This is a genomic window from Microcoleus sp. Z1_B2 (assembly GCF_036700325.1).
Taxonomy (GTDB): domain Bacteria; phylum Cyanobacteriota; class Cyanobacteriia; order Cyanobacteriales; family Microcoleaceae; genus Microcoleus.
In genome coordinates, this window is the sequence record NZ_JAUBOQ010000045.1 from 1 (window position 1) to 18,040 (window position 18,040).

An 18,040-nucleotide genomic window follows, 5' to 3' on the forward strand; every position below is an offset into this window, starting at 1 on the left:
TGCTTTATATTATGCCATCAGCTTAGCCAGACAATTGTCTGAGTATTTATACTGACTGCAAAAGTGGGATGCTCCCAAATGAAACGCACTGCTATGGATAACGATTATATGATTCAAGTTCTCTTTTCTTGTTTTCTTGACCCTACATTAGATTCTTCTGAGTCCTTGTGTCAAGCCTAATTGAGATGCTCTTACCCTGCAATTTGTAATCGGTAATTTGTAATCGGTAATTCTTCCTTCTATCCTTCTAAGGATCGCGAATTAAATAACTTACAATTTTAATTGTTATTGTGGGATGGGCCTGAAAGCCCATCCCACAAACTTTTGGAAGTTATTTAATTCTCATTCCTAAGCTGTTGCGGCCTTAAATTGTGTGTCAAAAAAAAATCAAAGTCTTGTGGGGAGTAGGGGCCCTAGCGTCCCGCCCGCCCAAAAATACAATCTAGATTCGTAACAGCCTATCCCTTAAATCCCGATTCATATCATGTCCGGTGAATCGATCGTGATTGTTGTAGGGGCGGGTTCACCGTGATATTCAACACAAATCCCAAATCCAATAAACCCGCCCCGACCGGATATTATGGTTGAGCGACCTGACATGAGCTCACTGCGCGTTGCCGGACTTTTTTCTTACTAAAAAAGATGCTGCCCTCCATGGAGGGCAGCTACTCAAATAAAGCATCTTAAAGTCTCTCACAACTTCAGAATTAACCTTCAGACATTCCTGATTTATTGGGCAATTGCAAATCATCCGGGTCTACGTAGTGACAAACTGCTTTGTCCATGCAAATCAAGGCCCAACCGGATTTATCGATGCTCATCAACTTGTAAGAAGCTGGCTGAATAAAGAAACCTTTGTGGTTGCGGGTTGCGGGTTTGATGTTAACGTGGCTGTCAGTGCTCATGTTTTTACAACTCCTAGTATTATCGTAGTAAAATCTGAAAACCGCTGAGCGGGTTTGTCAATCGTCTAAGTCTTCAAATACTAGCACTGACTTTCTGAGTTTTCCATAAAGTTATTTATTGATTTATTACGATGTCGTAATAAACCGCAAAGCCACTTTCGTCGATCCCCGCCCCAAATAGACTTGTTTGCGCGGTTACGGCTCCAGAAGCCACTGTTTAACGCGGGCGAGACTCTTCCAGTCGGGTTTTCTACTTAATCCTTCTTCAAAATTTTTTTTAACTTCGTCGAGTAACTCTTCGGAAGCCATCAGAAGTTGCTGAGCCACTTCTACGTGGGGACGCACTCCTTTCTCTTTGAGATCGAGGATCGCTACTGCTAGGTTGATGCGAGCTTGGGGGTCATGAGGGTTCAATTTAACGGCTGTTTTCGCTGCTTTTTGAGCCGAAGATGGTTTATTTTCCAACAGGTAGAGCCACGCGAGGCTAGCCCAAGCATTGCCATTTTTGGGAGCTTTTTCGCACACTTCTTTAAACACGGGGATCAGATTAGCCGGGGCTTCGCCAGCTTGGTAGCGATCGAAACCGTCTTTAAACAATTCTTCAGGGGTCATTCGATTTTAGATTTGGGATTTGAGATTTTAGATTGGAAAGAGCATTGGGTGCCGGACGCCGCAAGGCAGTCCGAGGCATTCTCAGCAATTAGCAATTACCAATCCCCAATGCCCTATTTTCCAATTTATGTAGAAAATGAACTGCCACAACCGCAAGTTTGAGTTGCGTTGGGGTTAGTAAACTGAAAACCGCCCCCGATCATAGCATCGCTGAAGTCGAGAACCAAACCGTAGAGATAAAGAATGCTCTTGCGATCGCAAACTACCTGAAAACCATCGTAGTCGAACACTTCATCGTCGGATTTCACAGTGCTCGGATCTGCGAAATCCATGACGTAAGACATACCAGAGCAGCCGCCCTGGCGCACCCCTACCCGCAAGCAGAGGTCTTTACCTTGTTTCTCTCTCAGAGCTAAAACTTGACGGACAGCAGAGTCCGTCATTTGAATGCCGCGCTTTTCAGAAATGGCTTGAGTCATAATTTGCCGAACTCCTGAGATTGTCTAATGCTAAGAGTGTAATCTTATCCCTCCATTGTACAGGCATTCGCCAGAAGGCATAAGGTTAGATGCTGAAGGCCGAATTTTTAGCTTCTAATTTTTAATTCCCGTGAGGCCTCGTTCCCCAGCTCGATGTCCTCTCCCCCTATAGGGTTTATGATTGATAAGCAGCGGTTGACCGGCTACCGGCACCGCAACAATGCTTCACCCAACGGGCTTACTCTATGGCAGCGCTGAATCGCACTACTCTTCGTCGGCTACAAAACTTACCTCAAATTCCCAGCGTGTGGGAGGGCGATCGCCGACCCTTATCTAATGCTGACTCACACATGATGCTAGATGACGATGACGTTCTAGAAGCTGGTGGCGAGTGCATTCTCTGGGTCGATGGCTCCGAAGGAGTCGTGAGGGCTATGGACATGGTAGGCCCAGATGCCGGCCCAGAGGCGCTCGTCCGGGCCCTGCTACGGGCAATGGAACATCCCCAAAGTCCGGCTCCCGCAGTCCGCCCCCAAAAAATAGTAGTCAAAAACCGAGAAATTCAATTTTATCTGCGGGGCGTACTTCAAGATTTAGGCATTTCTATTGACTACGTGCCGGAATTGCCCCTAATTGACGAAATATTTCGCGGCATGGAAGAGGTCGCCATCAACAGACCTCCTGAGTTGCCACCTCAGTATGCTGAAGTTTTAATGGAAAAAGCTGCTCAAATTTGGCAAGACGCTCCGTGGCGGACTTTGAGGGAACACCAAATTATATCTATTGAAATCAATCAGTGGGATGTCGCCAGCCTCTACGTGTCCGTATTGGGGCAAGGCAGAATGGATTACGGAGTTTTACTGTACCGTTCTCTAGAATCCTTGAAGCGGTTTCGAGAACGAGTCGTCAACGATGAATCTTTTGAAGATTTAGAACAGGCTTTTTTAGGGCAAGACTGTTTGTTTGTTACCTTTGAAAGTGCAGCAGATATTGATGAGGACGACGAGGACGAAATTGATTTAGCCGATTTGCCTCCCTCGGAAATTGAACCAAATTTCGGCAACCTACATCCTTTAGAAGGATTGCGATCGATCCTTTACGAAGAAGAAGCCCTCACGATGTTAGTTGCTCTCGAAGCATTTCATCGCTTTTTCCGCAACGGCCGCCGGAAATTGGGCTCAGACACTTTTCCCACTCTTAGCAGCCGCTACCGCATCCCTGTTCCGCAGCCTGACGGAGAAATTCAACAGGTATCCGTTAAAGTTTCCACGATGCCCGATGTGTCAGACGAATTATTACAGATGCTCGGTGATGACGATGATGACGATGATGACGATGATGAATTTGACAAGCCACTGCTGCGGGACGATTTAGTACCGCAAAATTCATTTTTGAGTCTCGGTGCCGTACCTTGGGAAACGGTAGATTTCCTGCGCCAAAGTGTCCAGTTTCACCAAGGTGCAGAAGTTGATATTAATACCGCCGGAGATGGTTTGCCGGTGGTGATGATCCAAACTTCTCATCCGAAGGCAAAAACTATGATTCAGGATTTGAAAGAAGCTGGAGGTGTGAAGGGGATTGGTTTTAATCCGGGCGAAAATCCTTTTCAGGATGAGCAATTCGACTTGGGTATTTTGCAAACTAAAAATGGGGAGCTGTATTTGTTTGGGGAGTTTAATGAAGACGATCCGGTGCATCAGGAAGCTCGCAAGAAATGGGACCGTCGCTGTAAATTAACCAACGGTTGGTGCGGTTTGATTATTGCTAAAGGGTTGATGGGTGCTTCTCGCGGTCAGCCTCAGTTTAAGGATATGATCGCTTTGCTTGAGGTTCGCTGGGTGTCTGCTAAAGAGTTGGGAATTGGGCCACTTCAGTTAATGCCGATGTTTTGAAGGAATAAAGAAGCAGGAAGAAGGAAGAAGGAAGAAGGAAGAAAGAATATGTAAAAGTAATTTGTAAGGTGCGCCCCAGCGCACCCTAGTTTTTAAATTATAAAGGAAAATGATTATGTCAAATTCTACTCAAAAGCGAGAAGTGTTAGTCGCCCTTGATGCTGAATTCGCGGAGAAAATAGACCAACTTACTGATGATTGGACGGAGGCGATCGAACAAGCTCTCCGTCTCTGGTACGCTAAGCAAATAGAAGATAAGTTGCGGAAGTTTTATCAAAACTGCAGCCAAGAAGATATTGAGTTTGAGGAAGAATGGGCAACATTTGCTCAGGAACAAATGGAAGAAATTTTAATAGAGGAAGGTCTTTGATACAATGACAGAAGCTTATCCGCGACAAGGCGAAGTTTATCTTGTTAGAGCTTTGCGAACGATCGGAGATACCAAAAAGCGTCCTGTTGCTGTCGTTTCCATAGATAGCCGGAATGAATTGAGCCGTACTGTACTGATTGTCCCTTTTACTAGCGATTTGAGAGGGGGCGAAACTCCGAGTCGGGTTTTGATTCCGCCTGGTGAAGGAGGGTTAGAATCTGACTCGCTGGCTGTCTGCGAGCAAATTATAACTGTCCAAAAGACTTATCTGGAACAAGGCGCTTACGGTCAACTTAGTGCCGATGTCCTAGCCAGAATTCAGAGGGCTATACAAGTGTCGATCGGCATTTACGAACTTTAATAATATTTCTAATATTCTAAATTTTGTTACAATTTGTAAAAATACTGTAAAGGATAGGTAAAATGCGGGTTGCGATCGCAGGTGCGGGACTGGCTGGAATGACCACAGCAGTCGATTTAGTGGAGGCCGGCCACGAAGTAGAAATTTTTGAATCCCGCCCCTTTGTTGGCGGCAAAGTCGGCAGTTGGGTAGATCCCGACGGCAATCACGTTGAAATGGGTTTGCACGTCTTCTTCGGTTGCTATTATAACTTATTTGCCCTGATGAAAAAAGTGGGAGCTTTTGACGACTTGCTCGTCAAAGAACACGTCCACACTTTTATCAATCGAGGCGGCGAAACTGGTTCTTTGGATTTTCGCTTTCCGGTGGGTGCTCCTTTGCACGGATTGAAGGCATTTTTTACTACATCTCAGCTATCGGTACAGGACAAAATCCAAAATTCGATCGCCCTGGGAACTAGCCCGATCGTCCGAGGTTTGATCGACTTTGACGGAGCGATGAAAACCATCCGCGATTTGGATAAAGTTAGCTTTGCTGACTGGTTCCGCAGTCATGGCGGCAACCAAAACTCGCTCAAAAGAATGTGGAATCCGATCGCCTACGCACTGGGTTTTATCGACACCGAAAATATTTCTGCTCGGTGTATGCTGACAATATTTCAATTCTTTGCTACCAAAACAGAAGCATCAAGGATGCGAATGCTGGCCGGTTCTCCCAGCGAATATTTGCACAAGCCAATTGTGGAATATTTGGAAAAGAAAGGAGCAAAAATTTACACGCGGCGCAGAGTCCGAGAAATTCAGTTTGAAGAAGGTGCAGAAACCCGCGTCACAGGCTTGGCAGTAGCTAGCGGCGAAACTGAAGAAACTATTACCGCTGATGCTTATCTTTTTGCATTAGACGTACCAGGAATTCAGAAAATATTGCCCCCAGCTTGGCGCAAATGGTCAGAATTTGACAACATTTATAAATTAGATGCGGTGCCAGTTGCTACAGTGCAATTGCGGTTCGACGGTTGGGTAACGGAATTGGAAGACGAAGCCAAGCGCAAACAGTTGAGCCACGCTGTCGGCATCGATAATTTGCTATATTCAGCAGATGCAGATTTTTCCTGTTTTGCTGATTTGGCGCTGACAAGTCCCAAGGATTATTATAAGGAAGGACAAGGTTCTCTGTTGCAGTTGGTGTTGACTCCGGGAGATCCGTTTATTAAACAAAGCAATGAGGCGATCGCCCAACACGTACTTAAGCAAGTTCAGGATTTATTCCCGTCAGCGCGGGAATTAAACATGACTTGGTACAGTGTAGTGAAGCTAGCTCAATCTTTGTATCGCGAAGCACCGGGAATGGATGTTTTCCGCCCTGCTCAAAAAACTCCGATCGCCAATTTCTTTTTAGCAGGAAGTTACACTCAGCAAGACTACATTGATAGTATGGAAGGAGCGACACTTTCAGGCCATCAAGCCGCTAAGGCAATTCTCGAAGCTTACAGTCATTAGTCCTTAGTCTTCTATCGTTTTCTCTCGTTCCCAGGCTCTGCCTGGGAAGGGCGATCGGGAGGCTCTGCCTCCAGTATTCGAGAGGAAAAGTGAGGCGGAGCCTCTGGATCTGCGTTACCAGGCTCTTCCTGGTAACAAGAAAAAAAGAAACAATTCTTCAATCTAAAATCTAAAATCTAAAATCTAAAATCCCATGACTGATTGGTTAGAACACAGTGTCCAAGTAGAAGTGGCAATTCCCATCGAATTAGCGTGGCAACTCTGGTCAGATTTAGAGCAAATGCCGCGCTGGATGAAGTGGATAGAATCTGTTCATGTTCTCGAAGAAGATCCAGAGTTGTCTCGCTGGAAACTCGCAACTGGCGGGTTAGAATTTAGCTGGCTTTCTCGGATTCTCAAATTAGTGCCGAATCAGATAATTCAGTGGGAATCGGTAGACGGCTTACCAAATCGAGGTGCCGTAAGATTTTACGATCGCAAAGACAGCAGTATCGTCAAGCTGACAGTGGCTTACGGAATTCCCGGCTGGCTGGGAAAATTGATGGATAACCTATTTCTGGGCCGCGTGGTTGAATCGACAATTCAGGCTGACTTGGAAAGGTTTAAAGAGTATGCTCTGAAAGTAAAAGCCACATCTTAAATTCTGACGACTCAAGTCCTTTGGTTTTTAATTGTAACGCGAGAGTCGATCGCGCTTGGGCGTCAGTATCATAGAGATGTGCTGCTGATTCCTTCTCGGTTTAGTTATGAGTTATTGCCTAAACCCCGCCTGTCAAAACCCGCAAAATGCCGATCGTACCCAATTCTGCCTGAATTGCGGCTCCAAACTGTTGCTCAGAGAGCGTTACCGCGCCATCAAACCCCTTGGGCGCGGCGGTTTTGGCCGCACTTTTTTAGCAATAGACCAAGACAAACCCTCAAAACCGCGCTGTGCAATTAAACAGTTTTTTCCCCTATCCCAAGGTACCAGCAGCAGCGAGAAAGCAGCAGAATTATTCAACCGAGAAGCGGTGCGGCTAGATGAGTTAGGGAAACACCCGCAAATTCCCGAACTGCTGGCGCACTTTCAGCAAGAACGCTATCAGTATTTGGTACAGGAATTTATAGAAGGTCAAAATTTACAGGAAGAGTTGGCGCGGACTGGGCCTTTCAGCGAAAGTCAGATTCTTAGTCTGCTGAAGGATTTATTGCCAGTATTGCAGTTCGTGCACGATCGCAGTGTAATTCACCGAGATATTAAACCCCCCAATATTATCCGCCGCCGCCTTTCTCAAACTCCCACCATTTATACTTACCCAACATTAACCGGGGAATTAGTTTTAGTTGATTTTGGCGCTGCAAAACTTGTGGAGGGTTTGAGAGAAACCGGTACAGTCATCGGTTCTCCCGAATTCGTCGCGCCGGAACAAATTAGAGGTCAAGCGGTTTATGCCAGTGATTTGTATAGTTTGGGAGTAACTTGCATTTATTTGCTGACTCAAATATCTCCTTTTGATTTGTTCGATATCAATCAAGATGCTTGGGTTTGGCGAGACTTTTTGAAGGTTCAAATTGATCCGAAATTAAGTCGCATCCTCGACAAAATGATCGAATCGAGTCTCAGTCGGCGCTACAAATCTGTAGCTGAGGTATTGAAAGATTTGCAGCCGCAGCAGTCGGCGGGGGCGGGCACGGGGGCGGGCACGGGGGCGGGCACGGGGGCACCGCCCCTACCAGCGCCTAAAATTTCCGTGCCGCAGAGGACGCCTGTGGTGCAGAATGCAGTGCCGCCAACGGTTGCAGGCACCATTTTACCTGTGCCGCCGATGCAGCGGGTTGTGCCCGCACGCGCGCCTACTTGGAGGTGTGTTCATACTCTGGTAGGGCATTCTAATGCTGTTACGTCGGTAGCTTTCAGTCCTGATGGCGCGACTTTAGCTAGCGGCAGTGAGGACAAGACGATTGAGATGTGGAAGTTGGAGACTGGTAGGCGGTGGTACACTCTTACGGGTCATTCTGACTGGGTGACTTGTGTGGCGTTTAGTCCTGATGGCGCGACTTTGGCTAGTGGCGGCCGGGACAAAATGATTCATATTTGGGATTTGAATAAGGGTAAGTGGTGGTACGCTTTGGCTGGTCATTCTGACAGGGTTGCTGCTGTGGCGTTTAGTCGGGATGGTCAGGTTTTGGCTAGCGGCAGTCGGGACAAAACTGTGCAGTTGTGGAATTTGAATAAGGGAAGGCCGATGTCGGCTTTGACTGGTCACGCTGGCGGGGTGGAGGCGGTGGCTTTTAGTCCTGGCGGGGAGTTTTTGGCTAGCGGCAGCCGGGACAAGACTGTGCAGTTGTGGGATTGGCAAAAGGGTCGATCGATTTGTACTTTAGCAGAGCACGGGGATTGGGTGCGGGCGATCGTTTTTGCGACCCCCCCCAGCCCCCCCTTGGTAAGGGGGGGAGTAGGAGAAGGATTGACTTCCTCTGTGTCCCCTGCCGGTCAGACCCCCCCCAGCCCCCCCTTGGTAAGGGGGGGAGATGCAGAAGGATCATCGATTTTGGCGACGGGGAGTCGGGATGGTACGGCGAAGCTGTGGCGGGTGGATGCACAGGGGCGAGGGACGCTGCTGCGGAGTATGAGGGACAATTCTGGGGATGTTTTGTGTGTGGCGTTGAGTCCCGATGGTAGGGTTTTGGCGACGGGGAGTCGGGATGGGACGATTTATTTGTGGGATGCGGGTACGGGGGGTTTGCTGGAAATTCTGACGGGCCACGGGGAGGAGGTTTTGTCGGTGGCGTTTAGTGCTGATGGGGGGAGTTTGGCTAGCGGTGCGGGCGATCGAACTGTGAAGATTTGGCGGGGGATGGGGCATTAGGGGCGATGTCAAGAGTGCCTGCTTAAAAAATTTCATATTTATGCTTGACAGGCGATCGAATGTTCTGCTACATTAGGAATTCGTGAGGACGCATAGCTCAGTTGGTTAGAGCACTACGTTGACATCGTAGGGGTCACTGGTTCGAGTCCAGTTGTGTCCATGAATTTAAATCATTTATAAATCAAGGGTTATAGGTTTTCGATCCTACCGAGAGTTCTGTTTTCCGCTGATATTTCGCTCACTCTTCCCTTAATGTAGCCTCTCCGTAGGGTGTCCCGGAGCCGAAAAATCTGTTGAAATCGAAATAATCAATGTCCGGGGCATCCTACAAGTTGATTTAACTGTGACACTTGCGTAAGTCCTACAAGATTTTAACATTCTTAAAAAAAAATATGTTTAACAATAAACCTTGAACAGGTAAAAAATATGCCCCGTTCGATTTTTTCCTTATCATATTCAGGCATTAAAGATAACCACACACGGGGGTGTGTTGGTGATTTTTTAAGATTTAAAATCAAAGAAGGTTCCCGCTTATCAATTGTTTCAGCTTATTTTACAATTTATGCTTTTGAAGAGCTGAAAGAACAGCTATTGAAAATTGAAAAATTACAATTCCTGTTTGGCGAACCAACTTTTGTTCTCGATCCTCACAGAAATGAAACCAAAGCCTTCTTAATCGATCGAGAAGGGTTAACCCTCCTAAAGCAGCTTCAACAAAAACGTTTAGCCAAAGATTGTGCTGACTGGATTAGAGAAAAAGTAGAGATAAAATCGATCGCAAAGTCTAACTTCTTGCACGGAAAACTCTATCATATTGACAATGAAGTACAGGACATCAGACCCGATGGATCGACTACCATTTATCGAGTTCCCTCCGCGATTATGGGAAGTTCTAATTTTACCATAAAAGGCTTAGGATTGTCTGACAATATCAACAATATTGAATTAAATTTAATCGTCAGTAGCATAGAAGACACTTATGATTTCAAAGTTTGGTTTGACCAAATTTGGAACAATGAAGAACTGGTCAAAGATATCAAAGCAGATGTGTTGTTTTATTTAGAACAATTATATACTAACTCCACCCCAGAACTGGTTTACTACAAAACCCTATTTCATATCTTTGAAAAATTTTTAGCAGACCAACAATACGCTGGATTGTTCAGTGAAAGCAACCAGCTAGTTGATACTACCATATGGAATACTTTATTGGAATTTCAAAAACATGGCGTAATAGGAGCAATTAATAAAATTCGCACCCATAATGGTTGTATTATTGCCGATAGTGTGGGTTTAGGAAAAACCTATGAAGCCTTAGCAGTTATTAAATATTTTGAAATCCTGAACTATAGAGTTTTAGTGTTATGTCCAAAAAAATTACGCGAAAACTGGACAATCTATCACGCACAGAATAATAGTGAAGTAAATCCATTTGTTAGCGATCGCTTTAATTATACAGTCTTATCTCACACAGATTTAAGTCGTGAGTCTGGCAAATCCGGTGATACCGATTTAGGGACTCTTAACTGGGGAAATTATGACCTAGTAGTAATTGATGAATCCCATAATTTCCGCAACAACACTAAGGGTAAGCGAGATGAAGATGGGAATATAATTCGTAAAAGTCGTTATGAGCGACTGATGGATGACATTATTAAAGCGGGCATTAAAACCAAGGTTCTATTACTCTCTGCTACTCCTGTTAATAATAACCTGACTGATTTAAGACATCAGCTTGAATTTATCACTGAAGGCAAGGATGATGCTTTTCAAGCAGCAATTGGTGTAGTTAGCCTGAAAGATACTCTAGCTAGCGCTCAACGAGCTTTTACCACTTGGTCAAAAAAGAGTAGTCGCATAACTAGCGAACTCTTAAATTCCCTTGATTCTGGGTTTTTTAAACTGCTTGACGAATTAACCATAGCTCGTTCTCGCAAACATATTCAAAAATATTATAAAGATGTTGTAGAGCAATTAGGCGGCTTCCCAATTAGGATAAAACCCTTGTCTATCTTTCCAACAATTGATTTGAAAGGTAAGTTTATGTCCTACGACAAACTCAATGATGAAATTTCTAATTATAAATTGTCATTATTTAACCCTTCTAAATATGTTTTGCCGCAGTACAGAGAAGAATACGAACATAAATCAGGACAAAGATTTAAGCAGAGTGTACGCGAATATTTTCTCATCGGGATGATGAAAGTTAACTTTCTTAAACGGCTGGAAAGTTCGGTGACATCCTTTGCAATTACGATGGCAAGGACTATCGCTAAAATTGCAGATTTACAGGAACGAATTAAAACCTTTAAGCAGTTTCGAGATCAAAACCAGAATATTGAGTTTAATCAGTTAAATCTTGAAGATATTGATGATGAAGAACTACAAGCAGCTATCGAGGTTGGTTCCAGGTTTACTTTTAAGATGGCACATCTTGATACTGATGAATGGTTAAAAGATTTAGCAGAGGATAAGCAACAACTCAAGATTCTTTATAATTCCGCTTTGCAGGTTGATGAAACGCGGGATGCCAAGTTAGCCGAATTGAAAAAATTGATTCAAAACAAAGTAAAACAGCCAACAATTAATAAACAAAATCAACCTAACCGTAAAGTTTTGGTATTTACTGCTTTTGCCGATACAGCAGAGTATCTTTATCAGGCTTTGCACGAATGGAGCGCAACTTCTAAGCTCAATATTAACATAGCTTTAGTAGTTGGGGGAACTGGCCGAAATAAAACTACATTTGGCAAGAATGAGTTCAATCAAATTCTGACTAATTTCTCTCCCATTTCCAAAAAGCGCGACAAGATGCCATCTATGCCCCAAGATGGAGAGATTGATTTATTGATTGCGACAGATTGTATTTCTGAAGGGCAAAATTTACAGGATTGCGATTATCTAGTTAATTACGATATTCATTGGAATCCAGTCAGAATCATTCAGCGTTTTGGACGGATTGACCGTATCGGTAGTGTTAACCATACAGTACAGTTAGTGAATTTCTGGCCTACTGATGACTTAAATAAATACATCAATCTCAAAAATCGAGTAGAAGCAAGGATGGCGTTGGTAGATATTGCCGCTACCTTTGAAGACAACTTGCTGGAACCGGATGAAATTGAAGAGTTAATTCAAACGGATTTAAAATATAGAGATAAACAGTTATTACGATTGCAGAATGAGGTATTAGATTTAGAGGATTTCAACGAAAGCGTTGCCCTCAATGAGTTTACCTTAGATGACTTTCGCATTGAACTAAGTAATTACTTGCAAACGAACCAGAAACAGCTAGAAGATGCACCTTTGGGTATTTATGCAGTCGTTCCACCAGCGTCGGAAAATCCGATAATTGCACCAGGAGTAATTTTTTGTTTAAAACAGAAAGGTGATACTTCGGGAAATGAGCAGGTTAATCCTCTGCAACCGTACTTTCTGGTGTATATTAGAGAGGATCAGGTAGTACGTTTCAGTTTTGCTCAACCTAAGCAGATTTTAGAGATGTTTCGGTTGTTATGTGCGAATCAGGCGCAAGCTTATGACTCGTTGTGTAATTTGTTTGACAACCAGACGAATAACGGGGAAGATATGAGTGTTTATAACGATTTGCTTGAGAGGGCGGTTGATTCGATTACTCGGACTTTTAAGAAGCGGTTAGGTAGTAATTTGTTTAAGTCTGGTAAAGGTGCGGTAATGCCAGAACACAAAAAACAGGTGACAAGCAAAACTGATTTCGATTTAATTACATGGTTGGTGATTAAAGATGAATGAACGAGAGATGAAAGATAAAATTGCGAAATCTATCCAAAGTTTAGCTGCGGGTAATGCAGCCGAGAAGCTAGAGCTATTATTCCAAACCCTAGGATATACGACGCAAAGAAAATTTGAGTTAGATAGCAATTCCCCTGAAGATTTTATCGATACTTTTGGATTTGGGGAAATCAACCAGCAACGGGCGAGTTTATCTCAATGGAAGTCGGTTGATTTTTTGTTTCAACTGACTGAAGATGAGATTAAATCCAATCGTAAATTAGGATTTTCTAGTAACATAGATCAAAATTATCTGCAATCTTATATTTTCTTGGCGGTTGAGTTGCGGGAGAATGATTACACACGCAGTCAGCTATCGGACATTACTCGCGAAGTTAACCGTCAATCTGATATTCCGATTATGGTTTTATTCCGACATGGTGAGTGTTTTACTTTGTCGATAATTAACCGCCGTCCTAATAAACGAGCAACTTCTAAGGATGTTTTAGAAAAAATCACTTTAATTAAAGATATTAATATTTTTCAGCCCCATCGCGCTCATATTGAAATACTTTTTGACCTTTCATTACCTCAGTTGTTTAAACAGTATCAATTTACTAACTTTGACCAATTGCATGATGCTTGGCAGAAAACTCTTGATACTTCTGAACTAAATAAACGGTTTTTTAAAGAAGTAGCTAACTGGTATTTTTGGGCGGTACAAAATGTTACTTTTCCCGAAGGTGCGGGGGGAAATGTCGAGATTCGTAATGCTACTAGCGTTATTCGTTTAATTACGAGATTAATTTTTGTTTGGTTTCTCAAGGAAAAAGGGTTGGTACCAGATGATTTGTTTAACTATCAAAGGGTACAGCAATTAATCAAGTCCTATGAACCGACAGAAAGCACTTATTATAAAGCGATTCTGCAAAATTTATTCTTTGCAACCCTGAATCAGGAGATGAATACTCCTAGTAAACCTGATAATCGTAAGTTTAGAAATAAGGCGAAGCAAGCAGGGGGACGTGACCAAAATTACATGGTGCATAATGTCTATCGCTATGAGGATTATTTTCACGATTCCCCAGCCATACTCAGATTGTTTGATAATATTCCATTTCTGAATGGTGGTTTATTTGAATGTTTGGATAAACCCGATCAATATCAGCCTAAACAAATTGTCCGCATTGATGGTTTTTCGGAACGTCAGGATAATCGGCTAAATATTCCTAATTGTCTATTTTTTAGTGAATCTGATCAACAAATTGATCTGAATGATGTTTACGGGACAAAAAACAAGCGTTATACGGTGCGAGGTTTAATTAATATTTTTCATAGTTATAAGTTTACTGTTACTGAAAATACCCCGATTGAGGAAGAAATTGCCCTTGATCCTGAGTTGTTAGGGAAGGTGTTTGAAAATTTACTCGCTGCTTATAACCCGGAAACGAATACAACTGCTAGGAAGCAAACCGGATCTTTTTATACGCCGCGTGAAATTGTTGATTACATGGTAGATGAGGCATTAATTGCTTGTTTGGAAGGTAAATTGACTTCACTCAGTGGAGAAAAAGAAGTGAATCAAAGGTTGCGCCATCTGTTTGCTTATAATAATCAGCAGCATCAGTTTACAGATACAGAAGTATCAGGATTGATTGAGGCGATTGATAATTTGAAAATTCTCGACCCGGCTTGCGGTTCGGGTGCTTTTCCGATGGGTATTTTGCATAAGTTGGTGTATATTTTGAGTAAGCTTGACCCGCAAAATGGCAGATGGAAGGAAAAGCAAATATCTAAGGCTAGTGAGATTCCTGATGGCACGATTCGAGAAAAGGTAATTGAGGATATTGAGCAAGCTTTTGAGCATAATGAGTTGGATTATGGACGGAAGTTATATTTAATTGAAAACTGCATTTATGGGGTAGATATTCAGCCGGTGGCTATCCAGATTTCTAAGTTAAGGTTTTTCATTTCGCTGATTGTTCACCAAAATATTCATGATTCTCAGGAAAATCGGGGTGTACGTCCTTTACCGAATTTGGAAACTAAGTTTGTGGCGGCTAATGCTTTGATTGGAATTAAAGGGGCTGCTGATTTTACTTTACGTGATCCTCGCATTGAACAAAAGGAAAAGGAATTAGCAGAGGTTCGCAGAAGTTATTTTATGGCTCGTACTCCTAAAACTAAGGCTAAGTATCGAGAATTGGATGATCAAGTTCGTCATCAGATTAGTGAGATTCTTAAAAGTGGTGGCTTTCCGAGTGAAAGTGCGGAAAAGTTGGCTAATTGGAAGCCTTACGAGCAAAATGCTGTGGCTGATTTCTTTGATTCAGAATGGATGTTTGGGCTAGGTGAGGGTTTTGATGTTTGTATTGGCAATCCGCCCTATGTGCGCCAAGAACAAATTAAAGAGTTTAAACCCATCTTTAAAAGTCAGTATGATTGTTATACAGGTGTAGCTGATTTGTATGTTTATTTTTATGAGCAAGGGTTAAAGCTCCTGAAAAATCAAGGTATTCTCTGCTACATCTCATCAAATAAATATTTTCGCTCTGGTTACGGGGAAAAGCTGCGTAAGTTTTTAGCTAATGAATCGACTATTCAGCAATTAATTGATTTTGGTGATGCACCGATTTTTACGGCTATTGCTTACCCTAGCATCATTATTGCTAGTAAAGAACAGCCTAAAAATCATCAAACTCGCGTTTTAAATTGGGAATTAGGGCAAGCTGTCGATCAGTTTGCTTCAGTGTTTGAAAATCAGAGCTTTTTGATGGCACAAAAGGAGTTGACTGCTGATGGTTGGCGGCTAGAGTCGTCAACAGTTCTCAATTTGTTGGAAAAACTGCGAACAACTGGTACACCGCTAGGGGAATATGTGAATGGCAGATTTTATTACGGTATTAAAACAGGCTTTAACGAAGCATTTGTGGTGGATAGAGAAACGCGAGATAGGCTAATTGCTGAACATCCATCATCGGCGGAAGTTCTCAAACCTTTTTTGCGCGGAAGGGATGTTAAAAGATGGAGTGTTGAATATCAAAACTTATGGTTGATTTTTACAAGACGAGGAATTGATATCAAGAAGTATCCAGCAATTGAAAATTACCTAAGCCAGTACCAAGAAAAGCTCACACCAGGTACAGGTAGAAAAGTCGGTACTTATAAATGGTACGAAATTCAGGATAACGTCGCTTATTGGCAAGAGTTTGAGCAGCCTAAGATTGTTTACCCAGATATTGCTATTCGTTGTGAATTTGCTTTTGATACTAATAGTTTTTACCCTGACTGTACCTTGTTTTTGATTCCAGCAGAGTCAAAATATTTACTAGGCTTTCTTAACTCTGGAATGATACAATTTTTTATCAATCAAATTTGTCCTGCTGTGCGTGGTGACTTTAAGCGTTTCAAATCTATCTATGTCTCTCAAATTCCTATCCCTACGACCACTGAACCACAGCGCAATGTTATTGAAACCCTAGTTAATTACATAATCTACCTCACCGCCGAACTCAAAGACATTCCTAGTCATGGCGAAAAGATGGTAGAAACAGCAGAAGACAAACTGATGCTGAGTTATTTTGAGCAAGTTGTTGATGCGCTGGTGATGGAGTTATATTTACCGGAAGAATTGCACAGCAATGACAAATACTTCATGAGTCATGTGTTATCGGAAAATCTTCCCGCTTTCGATACCATCAAAGGTGATAAAATGCCAGCGCTGAGACAAATCTTTAAACGAATATTTGACTCTGAGCATCCGATTCGGGTTAATATTTATTTTTTGAATAGTTTAGAAGTCGTGCGGATTATTAGAGGTTTAGGATGAGAATTATTAAAGTTGAGATTAAAAATTTTCGTGCTTTCTACAATCATCATATTGTCGAATTAGCAAAAGTTGGAGAACGTGGGAAACCAAACTTACTGATTTATGGTGAAAATGGTAGCGGTAAATCCTCCCTTTTATTAGCACTTCAGTATCTGCTTGAATCTGGAATTAATAATCTAGACTTTGAGCAATATAAAAATATCTTTGCACCGGAAAATGAGGAAGGCTATATCAAATTCTTTTTGCGACAAAACCTGAATACACCCCAAATTGTTCACGAGTGGTCATCTACCACCCGCACTACCAACGATCCAGACATAATTGCCGCATCTCAAGCTAAAGGTATCCTAGACTATAAACGTTTACTTGAAGTTCATTTTATCCATCACAAAGAGCCCGAAGTCAATATTTTTGAGCTATTAGTTCATAGCCTGTTAGGACAGTGTATTAATGACCTTCATCCCCTGCAAAGAACCTTTCCTGATAACTGGAATGACTTACTAGCAATTGTTCCAAAACAAAAAAATCACAAGCGCAAAATTGCTATTTTTGAAGCCGAAAGCCAAATCTTTAATCAAGGACTACGCGCCAAGCTCAACGAGTTAGAGCAAAAAGCTACACAACTGATGGAATATTTTGGCTATAAAATTGTCATTTCTTTACATTTTCAAGGCATTACTTTTGATAACACAGCCAAATATAGAGACGACCAAAAAGAAAATTGTATTGACAATCGGAAGATTTTATTAAATATTAAGTTCCTAGAACGAGAAATATCTAGTCCACATCACTTCCTGAATGAAGCAAAACTCTCTGCTATTGCGATCGCGCTTTATTTTAGCTCTCTCCTCGTAGCACCGAAACCCCAACTCAAACTACTCGCCTTAGATGATATTTTTATTGGCTTAGATATGTCTAATCGCCTCCCCTTAATTGATATTATCAAAGATCAATTCAGCGAGTACCAAATATTTTTGATGACCTACGATCGGGAGTGGTATGAAATTCTTAAACAGAGATTTGATGGTAACAAATGGGTTTTTCAGGAACTTTATTGCGGAAAAATTACAGAGGATTTAGAAATTCCTGTCTGGAAGCAAGACACTGATTATTTAGACAAAGCACAACAATATCTTACCCCGGCTCCCCCTCAAGCTCCCGATCTCAAAGCATCCGCTGTATATTTGCGTACCGCCTTTGAAGTCATCCTCAAAAAATTCTGTGATAAGCATTACTTAAAGGTAAAATATCAAGAAGAGTCTAAAAAATTAACAACCGATGACTTTTGGCAACCACTTATCGCCTACAAAAAGGATGGAACTCTGTTTCTAAGTGCAACCTGTAAACAAAATATTGAATTATATCGTACATTAATTATGAATCCCCTAAATCATGCACAAATTAGCCAAACTTACGGTCGCGAAATTCAAGAAGCAATTGATGCAGTAAAAACTCTCAAACATGAGTTGGGCATATGATATTAAACTAATACTG

General features: G+C 42.4%; 12 protein-coding genes and 1 tRNA gene. 10 read left to right on the forward strand and 3 right to left on the reverse strand.

The features are described 5' to 3' along the window. Positions 1 to 707 precede the first annotated feature (707 nt). The 3 genes from QT984_RS23095 to QT984_RS23105 all read right to left on the reverse strand — a co-directional run bounded on the left by QT984_RS23095 (position 708) and on the right by QT984_RS23105 (position 1,996). On the reverse strand, positions 708 to 905 hold the full coding sequence (locus QT984_RS23095; protein ID WP_006632682.1) for a hypothetical protein: 198 nt from the start codon (positions 903 to 905) through the stop codon (positions 708 to 710). 195 nt (positions 906 to 1,100) lie between these two features. Next, the gene (locus QT984_RS23100) at positions 1,101 to 1,517 is read right to left on the reverse strand and encodes a tetratricopeptide repeat protein (protein WP_333055586.1); all 417 of its coding nucleotides are present in this window, start codon (positions 1,515 to 1,517) and stop codon (positions 1,101 to 1,103) included. Positions 1,518 to 1,642: 125 nt separating this feature from the next. After that, on the reverse strand, positions 1,643 to 1,996 hold the full coding sequence (locus QT984_RS23105) for a HesB/IscA family protein (protein ID WP_006632680.1): 354 nt from the start codon (positions 1,994 to 1,996) through the stop codon (positions 1,643 to 1,645). Between the two features lie 245 nt (positions 1,997 to 2,241). Between QT984_RS23105 and QT984_RS23110 the strand changes: the two genes are divergently transcribed. The 10 genes from QT984_RS23110 (at position 2,242) to QT984_RS23155 (ending at position 18,024) form a co-directional block, all read left to right on the forward strand. Continuing rightward, positions 2,242 to 3,888 (forward strand): DUF6930 domain-containing protein, encoded by a 1,647-nt coding sequence (locus QT984_RS23110; RefSeq protein ID WP_333055585.1) that lies wholly within the window; start codon positions 2,242 to 2,244, stop codon positions 3,886 to 3,888. A gap of 115 nt (positions 3,889 to 4,003) precedes the next feature. Then, the gene (locus tag QT984_RS23115) at positions 4,004 to 4,258 is read left to right on the forward strand and encodes a hypothetical protein (RefSeq protein ID WP_333055584.1); all 255 of its coding nucleotides are present in this window, start codon (positions 4,004 to 4,006) and stop codon (positions 4,256 to 4,258) included. A 4-nt stretch (positions 4,259 to 4,262) separates the two neighbouring features. Then, positions 4,263 to 4,619 (forward strand): type II toxin-antitoxin system PemK/MazF family toxin, encoded by a 357-nt coding sequence (locus QT984_RS23120; RefSeq protein WP_333055583.1) that lies wholly within the window; start codon positions 4,263 to 4,265, stop codon positions 4,617 to 4,619. A 62-nt stretch (positions 4,620 to 4,681) separates the two neighbouring features. Then, positions 4,682 to 6,118 (forward strand): 9,9'-di-cis-zeta-carotene desaturase, encoded by a 1,437-nt coding sequence (gene zds, locus QT984_RS23125; protein ID WP_333055582.1) that lies wholly within the window; start codon positions 4,682 to 4,684, stop codon positions 6,116 to 6,118. Positions 6,119 to 6,311: 193 nt separating this feature from the next. Continuing rightward, positions 6,312 to 6,758, forward strand: a complete 447-nt coding sequence (locus QT984_RS23130; protein WP_015175311.1) for an SRPBCC family protein — start codon at positions 6,312 to 6,314, stop codon at positions 6,756 to 6,758. 106 nt (positions 6,759 to 6,864) lie between these two features. Further along, on the forward strand, positions 6,865 to 8,967 hold the full coding sequence (locus tag QT984_RS23135; RefSeq protein ID WP_333375039.1) for a serine/threonine-protein kinase: 2,103 nt from the start codon (positions 6,865 to 6,867) through the stop codon (positions 8,965 to 8,967). Positions 8,968 to 9,053: 86 nt separating this feature from the next. Continuing rightward, a tRNA-Val gene (locus QT984_RS23140) sits at positions 9,054 to 9,127 on the forward strand. Positions 9,128 to 9,393: 266 nt separating this feature from the next. Beyond that, entirely contained in the window at positions 9,394 to 12,738 is a 3,345-nt protein-coding gene (locus QT984_RS23145) for a helicase-related protein (RefSeq protein ID WP_333312944.1), read from the forward strand. Next, complete coding sequence (locus QT984_RS23150; protein ID WP_333375041.1) at positions 12,731 to 16,546, forward strand: Eco57I restriction-modification methylase domain-containing protein; 3,816 nt, start codon at positions 12,731 to 12,733, stop codon at positions 16,544 to 16,546. The genes QT984_RS23145 and QT984_RS23150 overlap by 8 nt, the downstream gene beginning before the upstream one ends. Then, positions 16,543 to 18,024 (forward strand): AAA family ATPase, encoded by a 1,482-nt coding sequence (locus QT984_RS23155; RefSeq protein WP_333055578.1) that lies wholly within the window; start codon positions 16,543 to 16,545, stop codon positions 18,022 to 18,024. The genes QT984_RS23150 and QT984_RS23155 overlap by 4 nt, the downstream gene beginning before the upstream one ends. The last annotated feature ends 16 nt before the right edge of the window (positions 18,025 to 18,040 follow it).

Coding starts and splice junctions, on each gene's coding strand:
- QT984_RS23095 (WP_006632682.1), bottom strand. CDS start 905: ATGAGCACTGACAGCCACGTTAACATCAAACCCGCAACCCGCAACCAC.
- QT984_RS23100 (WP_333055586.1), bottom strand. CDS start 1,517: ATGACCCCTGAAGAATTGTTTAAAGACGGTTTCGATCGCTACCAAGCT.
- QT984_RS23105 (WP_006632680.1), bottom strand. CDS start 1,996: ATGACTCAAGCCATTTCTGAAAAGCGCGGCATTCAAATGACGGACTCT.
- QT984_RS23110 (WP_333055585.1), top strand. CDS start 2,242: ATGGCAGCGCTGAATCGCACTACTCTTCGTCGGCTACAAAACTTACCT.
- QT984_RS23115 (WP_333055584.1), top strand. CDS start 4,004: ATGTCAAATTCTACTCAAAAGCGAGAAGTGTTAGTCGCCCTTGATGCT.
- QT984_RS23120 (WP_333055583.1), top strand. CDS start 4,263: ATGACAGAAGCTTATCCGCGACAAGGCGAAGTTTATCTTGTTAGAGCT.
- zds (WP_333055582.1), top strand. CDS start 4,682: ATGCGGGTTGCGATCGCAGGTGCGGGACTGGCTGGAATGACCACAGCA.
- QT984_RS23130 (WP_015175311.1), top strand. CDS start 6,312: ATGACTGATTGGTTAGAACACAGTGTCCAAGTAGAAGTGGCAATTCCC.
- QT984_RS23135 (WP_333375039.1), top strand. CDS start 6,865: ATGAGTTATTGCCTAAACCCCGCCTGTCAAAACCCGCAAAATGCCGAT.
- QT984_RS23145 (WP_333312944.1), top strand. CDS start 9,394: ATGCCCCGTTCGATTTTTTCCTTATCATATTCAGGCATTAAAGATAAC.
- QT984_RS23150 (WP_333375041.1), top strand. CDS start 12,731: ATGAATGAACGAGAGATGAAAGATAAAATTGCGAAATCTATCCAAAGT.
- QT984_RS23155 (WP_333055578.1), top strand. CDS start 16,543: ATGAGAATTATTAAAGTTGAGATTAAAAATTTTCGTGCTTTCTACAAT.